The sequence below is a fragment of the Massilia sp. DJPM01 genome (genome assembly GCF_030348125.1).
Classification (GTDB): Bacteria; Pseudomonadota; Gammaproteobacteria; order Burkholderiales; family Burkholderiaceae_D; genus Telluria_A; species Telluria_A frigida.
The window spans coordinates 14,496-35,456 of the sequence record NZ_JAQOZV010000067.1; the positions used below are offsets into that span (position 1 = coordinate 14,496).

Annotated in this window: 18 protein-coding genes; 6 read left to right on the forward strand and 12 right to left on the reverse strand. The window is 65.4% G+C overall.

Going from position 1 to position 20,961, the window contains the following annotated elements; all coding sequences use genetic code 11:
• Positions 1-15 precede the first annotated feature (15 nt).
• From PO883_RS29390 to PO883_RS29415, 6 genes are read right to left on the reverse strand one after another with little or no spacing between them, the layout of a single operon-like run.
• On the reverse strand, positions 16-849 hold the full coding sequence (locus PO883_RS29390; RefSeq protein WP_289312922.1) for a carbohydrate ABC transporter permease: 834 nt from the start codon (positions 847-849) through the stop codon (positions 16-18).
• Complete coding sequence (locus tag PO883_RS29395) at positions 846-1,724, reverse strand: carbohydrate ABC transporter permease (RefSeq protein WP_289312923.1); 879 nt, start codon at positions 1,722-1,724, stop codon at positions 846-848. Before PO883_RS29395 ends, PO883_RS29390 begins: the two co-directional genes overlap by 4 nt.
• Positions 1,721-2,995, reverse strand: a complete 1,275-nt coding sequence (locus tag PO883_RS29400) for a sugar ABC transporter substrate-binding protein (protein ID WP_289312924.1) — start codon at positions 2,993-2,995, stop codon at positions 1,721-1,723. Before PO883_RS29400 ends, PO883_RS29395 begins: the two co-directional genes overlap by 4 nt.
• On the reverse strand, positions 2,992-4,413 hold the full coding sequence (locus PO883_RS29405) for a glucoamylase family protein (RefSeq protein WP_289312925.1): 1,422 nt from the start codon (positions 4,411-4,413) through the stop codon (positions 2,992-2,994). The genes PO883_RS29400 and PO883_RS29405 overlap by 4 nt, the downstream gene beginning before the upstream one ends.
• Positions 4,414-4,425: 12 nt before the next feature.
• Positions 4,426-7,293 (reverse strand): TonB-dependent receptor domain-containing protein, encoded by a 2,868-nt coding sequence (locus PO883_RS29410; protein ID WP_289312926.1) that lies wholly within the window; start codon positions 7,291-7,293, stop codon positions 4,426-4,428.
• A gap of 18 nt (positions 7,294-7,311) precedes the next feature.
• On the reverse strand, positions 7,312-8,352 hold the full coding sequence (locus tag PO883_RS29415) for a LacI family DNA-binding transcriptional regulator (protein ID WP_289312927.1): 1,041 nt from the start codon (positions 8,350-8,352) through the stop codon (positions 7,312-7,314).
• Between the two features lie 231 nt (positions 8,353-8,583).
• Here PO883_RS29415 and PO883_RS29420 point away from each other — a divergent pair, with 231 nt between their 5' ends.
• Positions 8,584-12,363 carry a GH36-type glycosyl hydrolase domain-containing protein gene (locus tag PO883_RS29420; RefSeq protein WP_289312928.1) on the forward strand — a complete coding sequence of 1,260 codons (3,780 nt, stop codon included), beginning with the start codon at positions 8,584-8,586 and terminating at the stop codon, positions 12,361-12,363.
• 1 nt (position 12,364) lies between these two features.
• Positions 12,365-13,444 carry an ABC transporter ATP-binding protein gene (locus PO883_RS29425; protein WP_289312929.1) on the forward strand — a complete coding sequence of 360 codons (1,080 nt, stop codon included), beginning with the start codon at positions 12,365-12,367 and terminating at the stop codon, positions 13,442-13,444.
• 64 nt (positions 13,445-13,508) lie between these two features.
• On the opposite strand, the gene PO883_RS29430 is transcribed toward PO883_RS29425, so the two are convergent.
• Positions 13,509-13,811, reverse strand: coding sequence for a hypothetical protein (locus tag PO883_RS29430; protein WP_289312930.1), 303 nt, complete (start codon positions 13,809-13,811; stop codon positions 13,509-13,511).
• A gap of 241 nt (positions 13,812-14,052) precedes the next feature.
• Here PO883_RS29430 and PO883_RS29435 point away from each other — a divergent pair, with 241 nt between their 5' ends.
• Positions 14,053-15,018 carry a DMT family transporter gene (locus tag PO883_RS29435; protein ID WP_289312931.1) on the forward strand — a complete coding sequence of 322 codons (966 nt, stop codon included), beginning with the start codon at positions 14,053-14,055 and terminating at the stop codon, positions 15,016-15,018.
• Between the two features lie 14 nt (positions 15,019-15,032).
• Here the strand turns inward: PO883_RS29435 and PO883_RS29440 are convergent, their stop codons facing one another.
• The 5 genes from PO883_RS29440 to PO883_RS29460 all read right to left on the reverse strand — a co-directional run bounded on the left by PO883_RS29440 (position 15,033) and on the right by PO883_RS29460 (position 18,587).
• Positions 15,033-15,770, reverse strand: a complete 738-nt coding sequence (locus tag PO883_RS29440; protein ID WP_289312932.1) for an AIM24 family protein — start codon at positions 15,768-15,770, stop codon at positions 15,033-15,035.
• Positions 15,771-15,773: 3 nt separating this feature from the next.
• Positions 15,774-16,385: an AIM24 family protein gene (locus PO883_RS29445; protein ID WP_373890115.1), complete on the reverse strand. Its 612-nt coding sequence runs from the start codon at positions 16,383-16,385 to the stop codon at positions 15,774-15,776.
• An 80-nt stretch (positions 16,386-16,465) separates the two neighbouring features.
• Positions 16,466-17,083 (reverse strand): AIM24 family protein, encoded by a 618-nt coding sequence (locus tag PO883_RS29450; protein WP_289312934.1) that lies wholly within the window; start codon positions 17,081-17,083, stop codon positions 16,466-16,468.
• Positions 17,084-17,218: 135 nt separating this feature from the next.
• Positions 17,219-17,410 carry a hypothetical protein gene (locus PO883_RS29455; protein ID WP_289312935.1) on the reverse strand — a complete coding sequence of 64 codons (192 nt, stop codon included), beginning with the start codon at positions 17,408-17,410 and terminating at the stop codon, positions 17,219-17,221.
• A 190-nt stretch (positions 17,411-17,600) separates the two neighbouring features.
• Positions 17,601-18,587 (reverse strand): SMP-30/gluconolactonase/LRE family protein, encoded by a 987-nt coding sequence (locus PO883_RS29460; RefSeq protein WP_289312936.1) that lies wholly within the window; start codon positions 18,585-18,587, stop codon positions 17,601-17,603.
• Between the two features lie 156 nt (positions 18,588-18,743).
• On the opposite strand from PO883_RS29460, the gene PO883_RS29465 reads away from it, so the two are divergent.
• The 3 genes from PO883_RS29465 (at position 18,744) to PO883_RS29475 (ending at position 20,961) form a co-directional block, all read left to right on the forward strand.
• Positions 18,744-19,556: an EcsC family protein gene (locus PO883_RS29465; RefSeq protein WP_289312937.1), complete on the forward strand. Its 813-nt coding sequence runs from the start codon at positions 18,744-18,746 to the stop codon at positions 19,554-19,556.
• A gap of 117 nt (positions 19,557-19,673) precedes the next feature.
• Positions 19,674-20,729 carry an alpha/beta fold hydrolase gene (locus PO883_RS29470; RefSeq protein WP_289312938.1) on the forward strand — a complete coding sequence of 352 codons (1,056 nt, stop codon included), beginning with the start codon at positions 19,674-19,676 and terminating at the stop codon, positions 20,727-20,729.
• Positions 20,730-20,778: 49 nt separating this feature from the next.
• Positions 20,779-20,961, forward strand: a complete 183-nt coding sequence (locus PO883_RS29475) for a hypothetical protein (RefSeq protein WP_167092795.1) — start codon at positions 20,779-20,781, stop codon at positions 20,959-20,961.

The window sequence follows — 20,961 nt, forward strand, 5'->3', positions numbered from 1 at the left end:
TGGCGGCCGGCGGCCTTATCCCTTTACGCTGCCGACCAGCAGGCCCTGGATGTAATAGCGCTGCAAGACCAGGAACAGCAGCAGCACCGGCAAAATGGTGAGCACCGACCCGGCCATCATCATCTCGTTATCCTGCACATGCTCGCGCGAGAGCGATGCCAGCGCCACCGGCAGGGTGTACAGATCCTTGTCGGTGAGGACGATCAGGGGCCACATGAAGTCGTTCCAGCTGCCGAGAAAACTGAAGATCGCCAAGGTCACCAGGATCGGCGCCAGCAGCGGCAGCACGATCGAGCGGAAGATGCGGAACTCGCTGGCGCCATCGAGCCGCGCCGCCTCCAGCAGCGCATCGGGAATCGTCAGCGCGTACTGGCGCACCAGGAAAATCCCGAAGATGCTGGCCGCCGCCGGCACCAATACCCCGATGTAGGTATTCACAAGTCCCATCTGCTTCATGATCAAAAACAGCGGCAGCATCGCTACCTGCCCCGGAATCACCAGTGCCCCCAGCAGCAGCTTGAAGATGCGGTCGCGTCCCGCGAAGCGCAGCTTGGCGAAGGCGTAGCCCGCGCCCACGTTGAACGCGAGCGAGAGCAAGGTCGCCGCCAGCGCCAGCATCAGGCTGTTGAGGAAATAGCGCCCGATGCCGGCCTGCGAAAACAGCTCCATGTAATTGGCCAGGGTGGCCTGGCGCGGCAGCAGCGGCGGCGGAAAGTGGCTCGCCTCGCCATGCGCCATGAACGACACGGACGTCATCCACAGCAGCGGGAACATGGCCAGCAGCGCGCACAGTATCAGCATGGCGTTGACGAACACGCGCCGCGGATTGGCGCCGGCGCGCGCGCTCATTCTTCCAGCCCGCGGCCGGCCACGCGCATTTGCAGCATGGTCACGCCGAACATCAGCAGGAACAGGATGAAGGCCACCGCCGTGGCGCTGCCCAGGTTCCACCACTTGAAGCCTTGCTCGTACATGAAGTACAGCACGCTGACGGTGCTTTGCAGCGGCCCGCCCTCGGTCATCATGTACGGTTCCGCGAACAGCTGGAAATAGCCGGCCATGGTGAGGATGCTGACCATGAACATGGTCGGCGCCAGGGCCGGCAAGGTGATATGGCGCAGCATGGCCACGCTGCGCGCGCCATCGAGTTCGGCCGCTTCGTACAGATCGCCCGGTATGCTTTGCAGGCCGGCCAGGAAGATGATCATGTTGTAGCCGAAGTTCTTCCAGACCGCGAACAGGATAATCGAAGGCATCGCGAAGCGTGGATCGCCCAGCCAGTCGAGCGGCGCCAGCCCGGCCAGATCGAGCCCGTAATTGATGAAACCATAGCGCGAGTGGTACAGGTAGCGCCAGATGACGGCGACCGCCACCATCGACGTCACCACCGGCGCGAAGAAGGCGGTACGAAACAGCGGCTTGAACCACGCCAGCCGTGAATTGAGCAGCAGCGCCGCGCCGAGCGAGGCGGCAATCGAGAGCGGTACGCCGGCCACGACGAAAAACAGCGTGTTACCCAGCGCCTTCCAGAACAGCGGCGTTTGCAGCAGCTCCGCATAATTGGCCAGGCCGACGAAGCGCAGGTTGTCGAGGTCCGCCAGCGCGTACAGGTCGAAGTCGGTCATGCTCATCGCCAGCGCCGCCAGCACCGGAACGAAGAAAAACATGCCGATCACCAGCAGCGGCGGCCCCACCATCCACCACGCGGCGCGCCCGGTCGTCATGCCCGGCCCCGCTGATCGAGCATCCAGCGGCGCTTTTCCAGGATGCGGTCGGTGCGCGCATCGAGTTCCGTCACGGCCTGCTCGATCGTCATGCGCCCGGCCACCAGCGCCTCGGTGACGATGCGCATCTCGGTGCCGATGCGCTCCCATTCCGGCACCTTGGGCGGCGACTTGGCGCGTTCGAGCTGCTCGCGGAACGCGGCCGAATACGGGTCGCCCTGCAATGCCGGGTCATTCCATGCGCTGCGGCGCGGCGGCAGGTTGCCGGTCATCTGGTAAAAACGGCGCTGCACGTGGGGCTGCGACAGGTATTCGACCACCTTCCATGCCTCTTCCTTGTGCTGCGACGCCTTGAATATCACCAGGCTGGCGCCGCCGGCCACCGACGCACCGGCGCCGTGCGGTCCCGGCAAAGGCGCCGTCATCCAGGTGTGCTGCTTCGCAAGCGGCAGGCGCCGTTTGAATTCGCCGATATTCCACGGTCCGGAGATATAGAAGGCGAAAAAACCCTTCGCAAATTCGTCCCACACGTTCGAAATCGCCGTGGCCGACAGGCGCGGCGCCAGGCCATTCTTGAACAGGTCGAGATAAAACTGCAGCGTGGCGCGAAAATCGGCGTGGCGGAAGTCGCCGAAGCGCCCTCCTTCGCGCAGCAGCGGCGCGTCCTGCTGCAGCGCCAGCGAGAGCAGCTGTTCGTATTCGTTGAGGGGCAGCAGAACCCCATAGTTCTGCGGGCTGCGCTGCTTCACCGCGCGCATCGCCTCGGTCCATTCGGCCCAGCTGGCAGGCGCCCTGACGAAACCGGCGTCCGCCAGCAAGTCCTTGCGGTAGTAGATCAGGCGCGTGTCCACGTACCAGGGCACGCCGTATAACTGGGCGTCGATCTGGTTCGAGGCCCAGATGCCGGGAAAATAGTCGGCGCTGGCCACGCCGTGGGGACGGTCGATCCGGTCGCCCAGCGGCTCGATCGCGCCCAGTGCCGCGAATTGCGGTATCCATGTATTGCCCAGCTGGCACAGGTCGGGCGTGACGTCGCCGGCGAACGCGGTCAGCAGTTTTTCCTGGGCCGAGAGCCAGGGCAGCTGCTGCACCTTGATGCGGATGCCGGGGTTGGCGTTTTCAAAGTCGGCCAGCAACTCCTTGACCACTTCGCCTTCGCGCCCCATGGCCCACAGGCGCAGCTCCACCGGGCCGCCGCTGCGCCGCTCGCAGCCGGCCAGCAGCAGCGCCAGCGCCGAACCGGCGACCCAGTGGCGCCGCCGCAAATTCATGGCTTGGCCTCGTTATCGAGCCACCCGCCGGCAAATCCCGCGCGCCGCAATCCGGTGCGGATGATCGGATTGCCGCGCATGACGCGCCAGACCGATTCGTCGCGGTGATTGGCAATCATGGCCAGGATCGGGCCCTGGTCGATGCCCAGGTAGTCGGTGTCGATCCAGCCGAAGCCCGGCACGCGCCGCCCGTTGGCCAGCTTGATGCCGAAGTCGAAGCTCGGATTGAAGGCGTCCAGGAAGCCGTATTTGCCGTAGATCTGCTTGCCGTAACGCGCGTGCATGGCGGTTATCGCCGGAATGGCGATCTCCGGCGCGAACGCGATCGACGCCACCGCGCCGGTCGGGGCGATGGTGCAGTCGTCGGCATGCTCCTTGCCCATGCCGCGTCCCGCATAGCTGCGGAACTTTCGCCTGACGCCGCCGTCGGTGATGGTGGCATCGGCCGGACCGTCGCCGGCCGTCACGCCCCACAAGCTGGCACCGTACCCCTTGCAGCCGAGCGGGTTGGCAATCGCGTACGCCTGCTGCGCGTACGTGGCGCGCCGGCTGTTTTCGAAATAATCGATGCCGCGCTTGCGCATGTAGGCATCCTGGATGCCGCGAAAATCGATCCACACGTGCGAATACTGGTGCCCGAAGTGCGAGGCGAACCCCAGGTGCTCCTGGCCCCATGAAGTGCCCCAGGTCTTGTCGTAGGTGCTGGTCCACTCGTCCCACGCCTTCGGTTCGACCGGATGGGTCGGCGAGGCCAGCGCCAGCACGTATACCAGCATGGCCTCGTTGTAGCCGCGCCAGTCGTAAGGCAGCATGCCGGTTTCCGGATGCCAGCCAAGCACGATCGCCGGCGGGCGCGCCTGCGCCCATTGCCAGTCGATGCGTTGATACAGTTCGTCGGCCAGGCGGCGGATTTCCGCCTCCTCGTCGCCTGCCCCGTCAAAATACGATTGCACGTGCAGCACGCCGGCCATCAGCAAGGCCGTGTCGATGGTCGAGAGCTCCGATTTGGAGCTGCGCGCGCCGGTTTTCATGTCCAGGAAGTGATAGAAAAAGCCCTTGTAGCCGCTCATGCCCTTCGCCTGCCTGCCTTGCGGCGCATTGCGGAAGAAACGCAAGGTGGTGAGCACGCGCTCGCGCGCTTGCGCCCGTGTGATGTAGCCGCGCTCGACGCCGATCGGGTACGCCGTCAGGCCGAAACCGACCGCCGCGATGCTGGAGAACGACGGCGACGGATAGCGGTCGGGCACCAGCCCGTTGGCCGGATTGGTGGTCTCCCAAAAGAAGCGGAAGGTGCGCTCGGACAGGTCGTCCAGCAGCGCCGCCGGGGCGGTGGCGGGCGGTGCCGCCATGGCCGGCGCCAGCGGCAGCGTCGCGATGGCGCCAACCAGCGCCGCCATCGGCATCAAGCGTTTTCTCATCAACGTCCCTTATTAAAATGCGTAGCGCGCGCTCAGTTTCACCGTGCGCACCGGGCCACCGACCTCGCCCGCCGTTCCCAGCTTGACGTTGTCGCCGCCAAGATAATTGGGATTCTTGGTGGCCGGCCCACCGCCCCAGGCGTCGTAACCGGCGTAGTTGATCGTATTGAACAGGTTCAGGACGTCCAGGCGCACCGACACCTTGCCGAAACCGACCGCGATATCCTTGGCCATGGCCAGGTCCACCTGGCGGAACGAGCCGCCATCGCCCTTGCGCGACACGCAGGCACTGAAACCCTTGGAGCAGTCGGTGATCCGGTACGGCAGGCCGCTGCCCAGGGTGAGTTTGGACGACAGCATGATCCCGTACGGGAGCAGGCGGTCGCTCATCCCCGCCATCACCAGGCGGTGGCGTTCGACGTTGGTGGACGGATTCCACGCATTGGCATAGCGCCCGTAGGTCCAGTTGAAAAGGTCGTTGGTCCACTCCTTGTTGGTGGTCTCGCCTTTGGAGTAGGTGTAGGTGGCGGCCAGGCCCCAGCCGGAGGCGGTTGAAAACGGCTTGTCGCCTTTCAGGTAGGCCGACGAGGTCTTCGCCTGCGAGATGAAGTCACCCAGGATCAGGGTACCGTAACCGGGCACGGAGCTGAACATCGGATCGGTCGGACTGGCATTGCCCCAGCCGCCGTTGACATCGCGGTTACCGCCGAACCAGTTGAACTGGTTGCGGCTGCGCGACACGGTCGCACCGGCTTCGGTATTCCACGCGCCGAGCGCCTGGCGCACGCCGAGGCTGAACTGGTCGGTGTACGGCAGTTGATGTTCGCTGCGGATCAGCCAGATTTCGCCGCCGGGCTGCGAATTCTTTTGCAGCTCGTCCAGCGCCGCGTTGGCGATGGTGCGGTCGTAGGCGCGTCCGGCGCCGGCGAAGAAGACGGTATTGGCGTCGCCGAAAACGTCGTACGACATGCCCACGCGCGGCTGCCACGCATCCTTGAACGGCTTGCGGTTCGATCCGGTGCTGATAAAGTCGCCGATCGTTACGCCGCCCTTGGCCAGCGACTGCGCATAGGTCTGGCCGGCAGCGGCGCCAGCGCGCGGGTCCTGCTTGCCGAACAGGCCGGCGCGGTCGGCCGGCGTGACGTAGCTGTCGTTGAGCATATTCGTCTCGTAATCCCAGCGCAGGCCCAGATTGAGTTCGAGCTGCTTGGTCACTTTCCAGTCATCCTGCAAGTAGATGCCGTACTGGCGGTCGACGTAGCTCACCCCCGTCGGCGCCAGCGCGGGCGATATTTCAAACAACTGCGCAATGCCGGTCACATTGTCGATCATCTCGCGCCGGATATCGATGCTGCGCGAGGTGCCATACAGGTCGAAGTCGACCTTCTTGACCTTGACGCCGCCCTTGATCGTGTGGCCGGCCAGGCCGGTCCAGGTCAGGCTGTCGCTGAACGACAGCCCTTTCTGCATGCGGTCCTGGGCATCCGGCGAGCCGCCGGTAAACAGCACATCGACCACGTTCCTGGTCTCGTTGCTTGGCGAGACCACGTACTTCACGTAAGGCGTCGAACGCAGCCCGCTCGGATTCCAATGAAACTTCTCGTAGTCGATGCGCGCCTCGTTGAGGAAGTCGCCGCGCGTGAATTCGTGTTTCAGGTCGAAGCGCGTTTCGTCGTTCTTGCGGTCCTTCTCGTTGCCCGGCACCGACAGCTTGAAGTCTTCCGGCACCAGGTCGTTCTCGCGCCGGATGCGGGTGGACAGTTCGATCAGGTGGTCTTCGCCGATGCGCGTGGTGAGCTTGCCGAGCACCAGGTCTTCCTTGAACCTGGACGTGGCCGATCCGGCCTGCGCCAGCAGGGCCGGCACGATGCCGGCGTTGGGCAGCAAGTCCTGGCGCTGCGCGACGACCTGGCGCGGCGTGTCGATCCGTTTGCCTTCGTACGCGATGAAGTAATGCATCACGTCTTCCTTGATCGGCCCACCGAGCGTGGCGCCGTACTGCTTCTGGGAGTAGCGCGGGCGGTCCACGCCCTCCTCCTTGCGCTTCTTCTGGAATGGATCGTAGGCGGTCAGGTTGGCGCCGGTGCGGTCGAAAAACACATCGCCATGCAGCTGGTTGGTGCCTGACTTGGTGATCGCCGTGATCGCGGTGGAACTGACCTGGTCGAATTCGGCCTTGTAGTTCTGCGAAACCACCTTGTACTCGGCTACCGCCGATTGCGGGAACGGATTGCCGCGCGACGAGTTGAGCCCGGACACGCCGCCGCGCAGGATGTAGTTTTTCTGTCCGACGCCATCGATGAAGACGTTCACATTGTCCTGGTTCTGCGCCCCGCCCTGCAAGCTGCCATAGCCGGTCTTGGCCTCGACGTCGAAGCGCACGCCCGGCGCCAGGTCGGCAAAGGCGAGGAAGTTGCGCGACACTTGCGGCAGGCTCTCGATCTGCGCGCGCGATACGCTGGTACCGACTTCCGAGGTCTTGACGTTGCGGCGCTGGGCCGAACCCAGGATCACCACCTGCGCGACGTTGGCCGGATCGGCGGCGCCGACCGACAGGTCGAGCGAGGCGGTCTGGCCGATCGAGAGCGTGAGCTTTTCGGTGGTCTGGCCGCCGACCTTGATCGCATACTCGCCCGGCGGCAGGCCGGTGAGCACATAGCTGCCGTCGGCGGCGGTGGTGGTGCGGTAGTTGTAGCCGGTGGCCGAATTGCTGGCGATGACTGGCGTGGCCGGCGCCGCTGGCGCGCCGCTCTGCGTAATGTGTCCCTTGATGGTGGCGCTGCTTAACTGCGCCTGCGCCGGCGCGGCGGCCAGCATGGCCAGCGTCGACAGTCCCACCAGTGCCCTGCGCAGTTCGCGCACGCCTGCTTTCATTTTCATGCATTTCTCCCGTTGTCGTTATTCTTTATTGCCGGTATCCGCGACGCCCTGCGCATGCGCGCCGCACGAGCGCCGCACCACCAGTTCCGTCTGCACTACCTGCACGGTTTTTTTGGTCCCCTGCGGGTTTTCGATTTCGAAGGCCAGGCATTCGAGCGCGCGGCTGCCCATTTCGGTGATCCGCACCCGCACCGTGGTCAGCGGCGGCGCGACAAAACGCGCGGTGGGCACGTCATCGAAGCCGGCCAGCGCGATATCGCGCGGCACCACCAGTCCGCCCTCGCCCAGCGCGAACAGGCAACCGATCGCCATCATGTCGTTGGCGGCGAACACCGCGTCGGGCAAGCGTTTCAGGGCGCGCAGCTGCTGGCCCGCGCGGTAGCCCGATTCCTCGCCGAAGTCGCCGCGCAGCACGTCCGGCTCGAACCGCGCCACGCCGGGCAGCAGGCGCGCCATGGTCTCGCGAAAGCCGCGCAGGCGCTCCTGCGACTCGAAGTTGTCCGCCGGTCCGGCGATCATGACGATGCTGCGGTGTCCCATCTCGACCAGGTGCTGCACCATGTCGGCCGCGCCGCCGTGGTTGTCGACCGCCAGGGCCGAACAATCGTGGCCGGTGGCGCGCGTGTTGAGCAACACGATGGGCAGATTGCCTGCCAGGTTGTCGGCCAAAAAGCTGGCGTCCACGTGGGGCGACATGACGATCAGACCATCGACCCGGCCACTCATGGCGCGCATGGCCATTGCCGCTTCGCCGGCATCGCCGTGCGAACTCGATACCAGCAGGTGCAGGCCGCGCCGGTGCGCCGCCATGTCGATGCCGCGAATGAGCTCCGAAAAGAATTCACCGTGCAGGTCCGGCAGCACCACGCCGATGGTCTGGGTGCGGCTGGTCGACAGGCTGCGCGCGCCGCTGTGCGGAATGTAGCGCAAACTGCGCGCGGCAGCCAACACCAGCTTGCGCGTCTCCTCGGTCACGGTGCCGCTGCCGTTCAACGCGCGCGACACCGACGCGACCGACACATTCGCCAAGCGCGCCACATCCTTGATCGTTACGGCCATAAAAACGCCACCTTGTCATTCCCCTTGCATAGAAGTCGGGTAACCGATTACATTTTTCCTAATGTAACCCAATCGGGCCCAACACACCGTGGTTTTTTTGTAAATTTTTCATCGAAAATAACACGCCGGATGGTCGAAATTTCACAGTTTTAACATAGATGTCATGTAAAATTTATCACGATGTAACCGCTTACATTGCTTCATCCCCAAATGAAAACAAGTTTCCTGCCCATGACTCCGATTCCATTCAGCCCAGCCGCCGGCGCCCGCTTTCTCTCCAACGGTCATCTGCGGGTGCTCGTCACGGCTGCCGGCAGCGGCGCGACGGACCTCGGCGCGCATGCGCTGACGCGCTGGCAGGGCGACCCGGTGGAAGATGGCGACGGCTACTTTATCTACCTGCGTGATCTCGACAGCGGCGAGTTCTGGTCGGTCGGCGCCCAGCCCTGTGCCGTCGCCGGCGCCCGCTATGGCTTCGGCGGCGACGATGGCGGCGCGTGGCTGACCTGCCGCCACCTCGGCATCGAAGCGCGGCTCGACATCGTGGTCGCGCCGGAAACCGACGTCGAGCTGCGCACCCTGACCCTGCTCAATACCAGCACGCGGGCGCGCCGCATCGAGGTCACCAGCTACCTTGAAGTGGTCCTCAACAAGCGCGACGCGGAAGCCGCGCATCCGGCTTTTTCCAAGCTGTTCGTGCAGACCGAATCGGTTCCCGCCGCCGGCGCCGTGCTGGCGCGGCGCCGTCCGCGCGGCGCTGGCGAAGAATGCATCTGGCTGGTGCACGCGGCCAGCGGCGGTGAAGACGCCGGCGTCGAAACCGACCGCAAACGCTTCATCGGGCGTGGCCGCAGCCTGGGGGCACCGGCCGCCCTGGCGGCAAGCGCACCGCTATCGGGCACCGCCGGCAACGTACTCGATCCGTCCTTCAGCCTGCGCCGCAACGTCACGCTGGAACCGGACGCGAATGCCGTCATCGCGTTCACGCTGGGCGCGGCGGGCGAGCGCGATGCCGCACTGGCGCTGCTGGCCAGCGCGCCGTCGCCGCAACTGGCGGCGCGTACGGCGGGCGAACGCCGCGCCGCCCTCCTGACCGTACTGGCGCTGGACACCGAGCAAGCCGCGTACGCCGAAGCGCTGGCCGCCGCGATCTTGTATGGCGAGAGCGCCCTGCGCGGCCCGGGAGACGCGCGCGTATCGAGCGGCACCATCCCCGACGACCTGGGTTTACCCAAGGACCGCGTGCTGTGCGTGGTGCACGCGATCGGTGCGCGCGACCCGCACGCGCAAGCCTTGCTGGACGCCGCGCGCTACTGGGATGCGCTGGCCCTGCCACTGCACCTGGTGCTGGTCGGCGCCACCGCCGACTGGCCCGGCCTGCAAGGCCCGGTGACCCTGCTCGACCCGATGCACGTGCTCGGCGCCGACCTCGATCGCATCGCCGCGCAAGCGCGCATGGTGGTCAAGGGCGAACTGCCGGAGTTCGCGCCGCGCGCCAGCATCTTGCGCCCGCCCCGTCCACCGCAGCGCAAGCACGTGCAGGACGACGCCGAACCCGCGCCGCTGCAGTTCTTCAACGGCGACGGCGGCTTTTCCGCGGATGGCAAGGAATACGTGATCCGGCTCGCCTGGGATGGCGCCACGGGCCTGTCGCGCCCGCCCCTGCCCTGGACCAATGTGATCGCCAACGAACAAGTGGGCGTACTGGTGAGCGAAACCGGCGCCGGCACCACCTGGAGCCGCAACAGCCGCGAACACCGGCTCACGCCCTGGTTCAACGATCCGGTGCGCGACCCGCACGGCGAAGCGCTGTACCTGCGCGACGAGGACGACGGCAGCTGGTGGTCGCCCATGCCCGGCCCGGCACCGGCCGCCGCCGGCTACGAAGCGGTGCACGGCTTCGGCTACACCACCTTCCGCCATGCCAGCTACGGCTTCGAGCAAGAGTGCACGGTGTTCGTGCCGCGCCACGACCCGCTCAAGATCGTGCGCATCCGCGTGCGTAACACCGATACGCGCAGCCGCACCATCTCGCTGTTCTCGTTCCAGCAGCTGGTGCTCGGTTCAAGCGCGGACAGCGCGCGCCACGTGTGCACCACCTGGGACGCCGGCGTGCTGCTGGCCACCAGCCGCATGGCCGGTCCGTTCGCGGACGGCGTCACCTTCGCCGCCCTGATCGCGCCGCCGGCCAGCGCCAGCTTTCACAGCGGCGACCGCGCCGCCTTCATCGGCCCGCAGGGCACCACCGCCCGTCCGGCCGCGCTGGGCGAGGCGCGCCTGGATGGACGCACCGGCCCCGCTCTCGATCCATGCGCCGCGTTCCAGGCACGCCTGACCATCGCCGCTGGCGAGCAGGTCGAATTTGCCGTGCTGCTGGGCGAAACCACCTCCAGCGAGGATGCGCAGGCGCTGGTGCGGCGCTATCGCAGCGGCGCGGCGGTCGACCAGGCGCTGCTTGAGGTGCGCCAGTTCTGGCACGACACCGTGGGCGCCATCAAGATCGACACCCCGGTGCCGGCCATCGACCTGATGGTCAACGGCTGGCTGGCCTACCAGAACCTGAGCTGCCGCATCTGGGGCCGCACGGCCTTTTACCAGTCGGGCGGCGCGTACGGCTTTCGCGACCAGTTGCAGGATGCCAGTGCCCTGATCTACACCCTGCCCGAAATGACGCGCAAGCAGATCTGCCTGCACGCCGCGCACCAGTTCGTGGAAGGCGACGTGCTGCACTGGTGGCATCCCGCCCCGCTGGAAAAAGGCATGCGCACGCGCTTTTCGGACGACCTGCTGTGGCTACCCTACATCACCGCCTTCTATCTCAAGTCCACCGGCGACTGGAGCGTGCTCGATGAAGTCGCGGGCTTCCTCAGCGCGCCGCAATTGGAAGACGGCGAAGATGAAGTATTCCTGGAGCCGCAGCCGGCCGGCACCAGCGCCGACGTGTACGAGCATTGCTGCCGCGCGCTGGACCGCTCGCTCACCAAGGGCGCGCACGGCCTGCCGCTGATGGGCACCGGCGACTGGAACGACGGCATGAGCCGGGTCGGGCGCGAAGGCCGCGGCGAGAGCGTGTGGATGGGCTTTTTCCTGTTCCGCATCATCGGCGACTTCCTGCCTGCGTGCGAAAAGCGCGGCGATAGTGCACGCATCGCCGCCTACAGTGCCTACCGCGACCACCTGTCCATCGCGCTCAACGGCGAAGGCTGGGATGGCCAATGGTACCGGCGCGCCTTTTACGACAATGGCGCGGTAATGGGCTCGAGCCAGAGCGACGAATGCCAGATCGACGCGCTGGCGCAGGCCTGGGCGGTGATCTCCGGCGCGGCGCCGGAAGAGCGCGCGCACATGGCGCTCGACGCGATGGAAGAGCGGCTGGTGTCGGACCGCGATGGCCTGATCCGCCTGCTGACCCCTCCTTTTGTCGACACCGTGCAGGACCCCGGCTACATCAAGGGCTACGTGGCCGGTGTGCGCGAAAACGGCGGCCAGTACACGCACGCCGCCTGCTGGGCGGTGCGCGCGATGGCCGAAGCGGGCCGCAACGAGCGCGCCGCGCATCTGCTCGAAATGCTCAGCCCCATCAGCCACTCGCTCACGCCGGAAGCGGTGGCGCGCTATCAGGTGGAACCGTACGTGATCGCGGCCGACATCTACGGCGCCGAACCGCATGTGGGGCGCGGCGGCTGGACCTGGTACACGGGTTCGGCCGGCTGGGCCTACCGGGTCGCGCTTGAATCGGTGCTCGGTTTTACCTTGGTGGGTGGCGCGGCGATCCGCATCAAGCCGGTGGTGCCGGCGGCGTGGCCGCGTTTCAGCATCCGCTACCGCCTGCCGGATGGCGCCACCAGCTACCACATCGAAGTGATCAACGACGCCATCGGCGATGGCACGCTGGTGGTGGCCGCCTCGCTCGACGGCCAGGAAGCGCCAATCGAAGGCGGCGCGGCCATGATCCCGATGAAGGCCGACGGCGCCGCGCACCGCGTGGTCATCGTACTGCGCGCGGCCTGAGATGGCACAAGTTCAACTGACAGGCATCCGCAAGTCGTACGGGGCGCAGGCGGTCCTGCATGGAATCGACCTCGATATCGCCGATGGCGAGTTCGTGGTCTTTGTCGGCCCGTCCGGTTGCGGCAAGTCGACCCTGCTGCGCGCCATCTGCGGGCTGGAAGACATCGACGGCGGCGACATCCTGATCGATAACGCACGCGTGAACGACGTGCCGCCGGCGCAGCGCGGGCTGGCCATGGTGTTCCAGAGTTACGCGCTGTATCCGCACATGACTGTGTACGAGAACATGGCGTTCGCGCTGAAACTGGCGGGCAAGCGCAAGACGCAGATCGACGAAGCCGTGCGCAAGGCCGCGCACACCTTGCAGATCGAGGCGCTGCTGCAGCGCCGCCCCAAGGAACTGTCAGGCGGCCAGCGCCAGCGCGTGGCGATCGGACGCGCCATCGTGCGCCAGCCGGCCGTGTTTCTGTTCGACGAACCGCTGTCGAACCTGGATGCGTCGCTGCGGGTGCAGATGCGCATCGAACTGGCCCGGCTGCACCGCACCCTGGCCACCACCATGATCTATGTGACACACGACCAGGTCGAGGCGATGACCCTGGCCGACCGCATCGTGGTGCTGCGCGCCGGCCGCATCGAGCAGGTGGGCGCGCCGCTGGAGCTGTATCACCGGCCCGACAACCTGTTCGTGGCGGGTTTTCTGGGCGCGCCGCCGATGAATTTTCTGCGCGGGGAAATCCGCCAGTGGAACGCGGGCCAGGCGGTGGTGGCGCTGGCCGGTGGCACCCAGTTGATGGTGTGCGTAGGCGCCCGGATGACGCCCGGCGCGCACGTCACGTTGGGGATGCGGCCCGAGCACATCGTGACCGATGCGGTGGATGGCATCCCGGCGACCGTGTTCGCGGTGGAACGGCTGGGCGAAGGGACGTATCTGTATGCCAGCGTTGGCGGCAGTTCCGAACAGGTAGTGGTGCGGTCCGATCCGGATGCCAACTGGGAGGTCGGCCAGCATCTGACGCTCGGTGCGCCGCTGGCGCGTATCCATGTATTCGGAGAAAACGGCAGAAGATGTCCGCCTTAGCGCGCCTCCCTGTCACATGAAGGGGTGTAGCCCGCGAAAAATCTTCGACTGCTGGGTTTGCCGATTACTGTCTGAACTGAAAATTGTGGTTTTCAGACTGCCAGCGACGCACAATTTCCCGAGCCTTGTGGCGAAGCTGTTGCGGGAGCTTCGCCGTCGTCGCGATTACATTCACAAGCGCTACCATTTCAGCGTCCACTGCCGCCCCCTGTTCAATCCAGTCAACTGCCAGACCCTGCCAGTAACCAGACATGGTGTCAGTGGGCCAGCTCAGTCCCGCGAGAATCACCTCACGGGCAGTCGCATCAGCCCCGGCATAGTCTGCAAGCGACATTTCAAGTCGAACAATTAGAGCACGTTGGTCCATATCAATACCCTACACCTTCACTTGCTCATCCCGGCAATAAATCTCGTGTCCAATGGCCAGCGTTGGTAATCCCTACTCTGTTGACACGCCATCGCCAGTGCCGGTACGGCTAAGTGTACGGCGTAGCTAGCTCCAATGGAAAATGGGCCGTCCGCTCAGACTTTTTCAGAGCGCCTGCGGCCCTGCCCGCTTCGTGCGACACTGGCGGACTTTGGCATAAATGCCCGGCGGGAATATATCGATGTGGAATGGCGTACTGTGCGGCCTGCTGGCCGGCGCGATGTGGGGCATGGTGTTCATCGTGCCGGAATTGCTGGCGGCGTTTTCGCCGGTCGAACTGGCCGTGGGGCGCTACATCGCCTACGGCGCCATCGCCACCGGGCTGATGCTGCCGCGCCTGCGCGGCCTCATGAAACGGCTCGACCGCAGCGATTGCGGCGCGCTGGTGCGCCACGCGCTGGCCGGCAACATCGTCTATTACATGCTGCTGGCGCTGGGTGTCAAGCTGGCGGGCGTAGCGCCGACCTCGCTCATCATCGGCTTGCTGCCGATTACCGTCACCCTGCTCGGGCGCAAGGATCACGGCGCGATTCCCCTGTCTCAACTGGCGCTGCCGCTGCTGGTGGTGGGTGCCGGCATCGCCTGTATTAATGTCGACGTGTTCCTGCACGCGCGCGCCAGCGGGGCGTCGCCCGGCGCGACCCTGCTGGGCGTGCTGTGCGCCTTCGGTGCGCTACTGTGCTGGAGCTGGTACGCACTCGACAATGCGCGCTTCCTCAAGCGCAATGCGCATTTCAGCAGCGCCGAATGGTCGGCGCTGTACGGCATGGCCAGCGGCCTGATTGCGCTGGCGGTCGGCGCGCTCGCCTTCGCCATCTGGCATGGCGACGTCACCGGCGCCGCAGGCATGGCAAGCGGACGCAACTGGACGGCGTTCTGGATCACCAACGCCCTGCTCGCGCTGGGCGCATCGGTCATCGGCAACCATCTGTGGAATATCGCCAGCCGGCGCGTGCCGGTCACCCTGTCGGGGCAACTGATCTTGTTCGAGACCCTGTTCGCGCTGCTGTATGGCTTTGTCTACCACCGCCAGTTTCCGAGGATGCTGGAAATGGCGGCGATTGTGCTGCTGATTGCAGGCGTGGTGTGGGCAGTGCGCATGCACGCCGTGCAGCCGGTGGCCGAGCAGACGGCGGCGCACGGCTAGCGCCGCCGGCAGCCTTAGCGCCGTTGCTGGCTATGCTGCTGTATCGACATGCCCAGCTGGCTCAATTCTTCCTTGCCCAGCATCGGCAACTGCGCCAGCAAATGCGACAAGGTCGAACTGCCGTTCAGTTCCAGCTCGGACGACTGCACCAGCACGGTGCCATTGCCGGTAAAGTCGACCTGCTTTTCCTCGCCCGACAGTGTAAAGCCGGTCATGGCCCCCACGGTCGAGATGAACCCCTTGACGTGCTCGTAATCGTAGCGGTACGACGGACTCGGGCAATCGGCCCAGCCCAGCACGGCCTGCTCATCGACCCGGCACGGCAGTTCCATGAAGTGCACCGGCCCGTTCGAGGACGCGATCACCTTGCCGGTCCCGAGCAGGGTCAGGTAACCCGGCAGGGTCGATTCCTGGCAAATCACGTTCTTGGAAAAGCCCAGCAGATTCTTGGCGCGGATCGTCATGTTGGCCGCATCCAGGTCATAGCAAGCCAGGTCGTTGCCGTTGTCGCCCAAGATCAGCTGGCCCTGGCCCTGCGCCACCACGAAGTTGTGGATGTATTTCGGCGCGTTGAAGGCGTGGCGCGCCAGCATGTCGATGACGCTGCTGCCCATGGCCTCGAAGCTCAGGTTGCCGTAAAAGGCGATCATCTTGCCCTTGCGGATGAAAATCTGGTCGCTCACGTCGACCACGAAGGCAAACCGGTTCAGGTTATCGTTCTTGGGCAAGTTCGCTGGATTGTAGATTGTCATGATTTACCTCTCGCTCGCTTGGATGTAGACCGTGCCCTGGCCGGTGAATTTGACTTGATACGACTCGCCCGAGGCCTGGCCGACAAACGTCTTCCAGTTCAGGTCGGTGATGATGGCGGAACTCAACTGCCCGGTGTGACCGATATAGGCTTGCGGGTCGACGCAGACCGGCACAGCGGGCGTGACCGGCAAGCCGATGGCGTTGCCGTCCGACAGGATCGCCACCTCGCCCGAGCCCTGGAAAGTGCTGGTAAACAAACCCTGGCCCGACACGGCGCCGCGCGCGATGCCCTGGATGCCGCCCTGGTTACCGAGGAACATGGTGCCGGCGGTCAGGCGCGCGTCGAAAGCCAGCACATTGTCGCTTTCCACGTACAGCGTTTCGCCGCGCACCGGGATGATGGTGACGAACAAGCCATCGTAGGCGTAGTAGACCGAGCCACTGCCCTTGGCCATCATCAGGGAATAGCCCTCGTTGGTGGCGGCGCGCATCGCCAGGGATTGCACGCCCTGCCCCGCCAGGAAGGAACGGCTGAACGCGACTTCGCCCTGGTACGAAATCATCGCCCCCTTCTTGGCAAAGACTTCTTCATTATTGAGTTTGACCTCAATCATTTTTTCATTGATTTGCTGATACGCCGGCATGGCATTCTCCAGATAATTCGATTGTTCATGAGCGCGTGCGCGCCGCCCTGTCAGCGTTCCGCAGGCTGGATGAAGACCACGCCCTGGCCAGTGAACTTGTGCTGGTAGGACTCGCCCGAGGACTGGCCGACCATGGTGCGCCAGTTCACGTCGAACACGAATTCCTGGGTGATATTGCCCTTGAAGCCGACGAAGGCGTCCGGATCGACGCGCAGCGGATTGGCGGGCGTCACTTCCAGCATGATCAGGTTGCCGCGCGAGATGACCGCGATGTTGCCCTGCCCCTCGACCGTGGTGCTGAACAGGCCCTGGCCCGAGGCTGCCCCGCGCAGGCCGGCGAAGCTGGTGCCGGTCTTGAGCGAGGTATCGTAGGCCAGCAGGCTGCTGCTCTCGATGGTCATCTTTTCGCCGGCCAGCGCGATCACGGTGATTTCGGCCGCATCCTGGGCGAAAAACACGGTGCCGGTGCCCGAGGTTTGCATCAGCTGCATGCCCTCGTTGGTCACCTTGCGCTTGAGGGCGCCGAAGATGCCCTCGCCACCGAGGATGGATTTTTCGAATTTGATGGTGCCCGTATAGGCGACCATGGAACCGGCGATGGCAAGCACCTTCTCGTTTTGAAGGGTCACTTCCAGCAGGCGATCGGAATTATTGCGGAAACGGGTCACGGCTTGCTCCTGACAAAAGCGGTCGCGGCGCGGCCGCCGGCAACCAGAACGTCCCATTCTGGTTGTGTCAGTCAAGCGTGTCAAGACAGCAATGCATCCGCGACGCCGCGGGCTGGGCGTCGCTGCCGCGCTGGCTCAGGCGTAACGCGAGCGTGAACGGTGCAGAATGCCGGAATCGCTGCTTTCGCGCGCATCCTTGATGCGGAAATCGGAGGCCGGGCTGGTGCCGGAGCGCTCGTCATCGTTCTTGTGGCGCTGCTCGCGCTCGCGCGCGATTTCGCGTTCGATGCGCGACGCTGGCTGGGGATCGGGTTTGGTGGTTTTCATCTCAGACGCTCCGGCGCGAAGTGCAGCGCATAAACATGGCGATGCGGGCATGGCGGGAAACGGTCAAGTGCGCGGTTTTCATGATGTCTTTCTGTGAGAACATTTACTGCATGAACCAAGTATGCGCACCCGGACCGGCGGCGTATGTTCGACTCTTAACACAAATCATCAAAATCGCGCCCTCGTGCTCCTAATACGGCTTTCCGGCCAGGCCCAGCCGGATTTGCCAGAGCGCGCCGGCGCCCGTCATGTACAAGGTCTTGCCGTCCGCGCCGCCAAAAGCGGCGTTGGTGATGTTGGCGTCGACCCTGATCACGGCCAGCTCCTTGCCGGCCGGCGAAAACACGCGCAGGCGCTGCGCCGTGTGTTCGGTCACGTAAATATTGCCCTGGCAATCGACCGTCATCCCGTCCGGCACGGCCAGGCCCGTGACCAGGTCGCGTCCCTTGCCCGGCACGCCGCGCACGATGGGATAGGCGCGCAGCACGCCATGCTCGCCGCCACCATTTACATACAGCATATCCCCCGCCGGCGATAACGCCACCCCATTCGGATTGGCGATGCCGCGTTCGACCACCGTCACCTTGCCGCCGGGGGCCACGCGGTAGACATAAGTGGCATCCTGCCCGCCTGGGGCGGCGTCGCGCTGGAAGGCGGGATCGGTGAAATACAGCGTGCCGTCGGCGGCAATGGCGAGATCGTTGGGCGAATTGAAGACCTTGCCGTTGTAGCTGCCGGCCACCAGGGTGCGCTTGCCGCCGGGGAGCGCGAAGCGCGATACGCCCTTGTATTTGTGGGTGCCGGCAACGATGTTGCCGCGCGCATCGACCGCCAGGCCGTTGCTGCCGCTGTCGGCAAGCGCGGTGCCGACCTTGCCGTCCGGGCCCAGCCGCTGGATACGCGATGGAAAACCGGGGCCGAAGGTGAAATCGGAAAAATACAGGGAGTCGCCGATCCAGACCGGGCCTTCGTACAGGCCCGCTTCGGCGTGGGTCGGCGCCGTGCCGGGCACGCGCGCGGCGCTCAGCGTGCCGGCGGGGGCAAGGCCGCCGCATTGGGCCGCCGCCGCGCCTCGCGCCACGCTCCAGCCGAGCGGCACGGCCAGGGCAAGGCGCAGCGCCAGGCGTGCCAGGGAAGGCTGGGAAGGCTGGGAAGGCAGTGTCAGGGGCGGCAGCATCGGTATCCTTGGGAAATGTTAGCGCCATCAATGCGCGAATTGTAGCAGCGTTGCGCTACCGCGTTCGCGTGCGTGGGCCGGCGGGGCGCGACTCGCCTATACTCCACGCATCGCCCCGGCGCACCGTGCGCAGCGGCATCTGATCAGCGAGGAATCATGGAACGTGAACACCCGGCCGGCGGCGCATCGAGCTTGTCGCAGGAACACCTGGCCGAATTGCAGCAAGCCAAGCGCCTGCTGGAGCATCCCGGTTACGTGGCGCGCATTACCGACGTGATCGGCATGCCGCTCGAAGCGGCGGTCAAGGCCCTCCCCGCCGCGTGGACCAGCAAGATTGCCGCCGTCACCAACGCATCGCTGACCAAATGCCTGAACGTGGCCAACGCTACCTTGCGCCCGTCCGGCACCTCGTCCTTTCCCAAGCTGCACAGCGCGGCGGTGGCGCTGAGCGGCGCGGCCGGCGGTGCCTTCGGCATCGCCGGGCTGGCGGTCGAGCTGCCGGTGTCCACGGTCGTCATGCTGCGCTCGATCGCCGACATCGGCCGCGCGCAAGGCGAAAACCTCGCCTCGGGTGAAGCGCAGCTGGCTTGCCTGATGGTGTTTTCGCTGGGCGGCAAGACAGCCGCCGACGATGCGTCGGACTCGGGCTACTACGCGGCCCGCATCGCGCTGGCGCAGGCGATGTCGGAGGCCACGGTCTATCTGGCCAAACACAGCCTGGCCAGCGAAAGCGCGCCGGCGCTGGTGCGCCTGATTGCCCAGATCGCCACCCGCTTCAATGTGCACGTGTCGCAGAAGGCGGCGGCGATGATGGTGCCGATCATTGGCGCGGCCGGCGGCGCGCTGGTCAACACCCTGTTCATCAACCATTTCCAGGCCATGGCGCGCGGCCATTTCACGGTGCGCCGGCTGGAGCGGCTGTATGGCCCTGACGCGGTCAGCGCCGCCTACCTGCAACTGCAAGGCTGAGCGGGGCGCGCAGCCCGCGAAGGTGCGCACACTGTTGACTGGCGCACAGACCGGCAGTGAGCGCGGCAGGCACAGTATGTCCACGACAGCCACTCATCAACCTGCCGCAGGAAAAACATGCCTTACGACCGTAGCGCCATGCCGCACCGCATTTCAACCTTTACCGAACCGCGCACGCCCGGCTGGGGCAGCATCGCCCTGCTCGCCGCCGCCGGCCTGGCCGCGTCGGCGGTGTACGTGCAAGCGAGGAAACGCGAGGCCGAGCTGGCCAATCCCGCGCAGGGCAATGTCATCGAGGTCGATGGCGTGCGCCTGCATTATCTTGAGCACGGCGCTGGACCAGCGCTGGTGCTGCTGCACGGGAATGATTTGCATGCGGATGACTTCGCGCTCAGCGGCCTGCTCGATACGGCCGCCGAATCGCATCGCGTGATCGCGTTCGACCGCCCGGGTTTCGGGCACAGCGAACGGCCCGGCGACACCAGCTGGACCCCGGAAGCGCAGGCGCGCCTGATGTACAAGGCCTTGCGCATGCTGGGCGTCGAGCGGCCAGTGATTGTGGGGCATGCCTGGGGGACCCTGGTCACGCTGGCGCTGGCGCTCGATTATCCGCGCTATGTGCGGGGGATTACGCTGGTGTCCGGCTACTACTATCCGAGCGTGCGGCTCGATGCGCCGCTGGCGGCGGCACCCGCGCTGCCGCTGCTGGGGCAGGTGCTGAGGAATACCCTGGCGCCACTGCTCGGCCGCCTGCTCTGGCCCGCCCTGGCGCGGCGCATGTTCAGCCCGGCCGCGGTACCGGAGCGCTTCAGCGAGTTTCCCGCCTGGATGTCATTGCGGCCGGCGCAGCTGGGCGCCAGCGCCGCCGAAATCGGCATGATGACGGCTGCGGCCGCGCGCCTGTCGCAGCGCTACGGCGAGCTGCGCCTGCCGATTGCCGTGCTGGCCGGCTGGGGTGACCAGCTGGTCAGCGCCGAGAGCCATGCGGTGCGATTCCATCAAGAAGTTCCACACAGCGACTTGCAGCTGGAAGAAAGCTGCGGGCACATGCTGCACTACGCTCGTCCCGACCTCATCATGGCAGCGGTTGCCAGGCTGGAGGTGGGGGCACGCGCGGGCCTCGCACACATTCCGGCGTGGGCCCGGCACGACGCCGGCGCCACGCTGCACTAAGGCGACGCCACGCTTATTCGTTTTTTTCACTGCCACAAGGAGATTTACCATGACCCAATCGACATCGGAAGGTACGCAGAACAAACAGTCCGGCAGCCCGGAAACCGAAGCGGACGTGAATTCGGCCGCCGGCAAGAAGGATGACAAGAGCAGCCACGACGAAAAGAGCCGTGTGAAAGCGGGCAAGGATGAAGGTGCCGGTGGCGGGGCGAAACAGAAGCAACAGCACTAA

Excerpts from the sequence above, each read along its gene's own strand:
- PO883_RS29430 (WP_289312930.1), bottom strand. The coding sequence starts at position 13,811 with ATGGACCAACGTGCTCTAATTGTTCGACTTGAAATGTCGCTTGCAGAC.
- PO883_RS29465 (WP_289312937.1), top strand. The coding sequence starts at position 18,744 with ATGGAACGTGAACACCCGGCCGGCGGCGCATCGAGCTTGTCGCAGGAA.
- PO883_RS29390 (WP_289312922.1), bottom strand. The coding sequence starts at position 849 with ATGAGCGCGCGCGCCGGCGCCAATCCGCGGCGCGTGTTCGTCAACGCC.
- PO883_RS29440 (WP_289312932.1), bottom strand. The coding sequence starts at position 15,770 with ATGACAATCTACAATCCAGCGAACTTGCCCAAGAACGATAACCTGAAC.
- PO883_RS29455 (WP_289312935.1), bottom strand. The coding sequence starts at position 17,410 with ATGAAAACCACCAAACCCGATCCCCAGCCAGCGTCGCGCATCGAACGC.
- PO883_RS29475 (WP_167092795.1), top strand. The coding sequence starts at position 20,779 with ATGACCCAATCGACATCGGAAGGTACGCAGAACAAACAGTCCGGCAGC.
- PO883_RS29425 (WP_289312929.1), top strand. The coding sequence starts at position 12,365 with ATGGCACAAGTTCAACTGACAGGCATCCGCAAGTCGTACGGGGCGCAG.
- PO883_RS29420 (WP_289312928.1), top strand. The coding sequence starts at position 8,584 with ATGACTCCGATTCCATTCAGCCCAGCCGCCGGCGCCCGCTTTCTCTCC.
- PO883_RS29470 (WP_289312938.1), top strand. The coding sequence starts at position 19,674 with ATGCCTTACGACCGTAGCGCCATGCCGCACCGCATTTCAACCTTTACC.
- PO883_RS29395 (WP_289312923.1), bottom strand. The coding sequence starts at position 1,724 with ATGACGACCGGGCGCGCCGCGTGGTGGATGGTGGGGCCGCCGCTGCTG.
- PO883_RS29415 (WP_289312927.1), bottom strand. The coding sequence starts at position 8,352 with ATGGCCGTAACGATCAAGGATGTGGCGCGCTTGGCGAATGTGTCGGTC.
- PO883_RS29400 (WP_289312924.1), bottom strand. The coding sequence starts at position 2,995 with ATGAATTTGCGGCGGCGCCACTGGGTCGCCGGTTCGGCGCTGGCGCTG.
- PO883_RS29405 (WP_289312925.1), bottom strand. The coding sequence starts at position 4,413 with ATGAGAAAACGCTTGATGCCGATGGCGGCGCTGGTTGGCGCCATCGCG.
- PO883_RS29445 (WP_373890115.1), bottom strand. The coding sequence starts at position 16,385 with ATGATTGAGGTCAAACTCAATAATGAAGAAGTCTTTGCCAAGAAGGGG.
- PO883_RS29460 (WP_289312936.1), bottom strand. The coding sequence starts at position 18,587 with ATGCTGCCGCCCCTGACACTGCCTTCCCAGCCTTCCCAGCCTTCCCTG.
- PO883_RS29435 (WP_289312931.1), top strand. The coding sequence starts at position 14,053 with ATGTGGAATGGCGTACTGTGCGGCCTGCTGGCCGGCGCGATGTGGGGC.
- PO883_RS29410 (WP_289312926.1), bottom strand. The coding sequence starts at position 7,293 with ATGAAAATGAAAGCAGGCGTGCGCGAACTGCGCAGGGCACTGGTGGGA.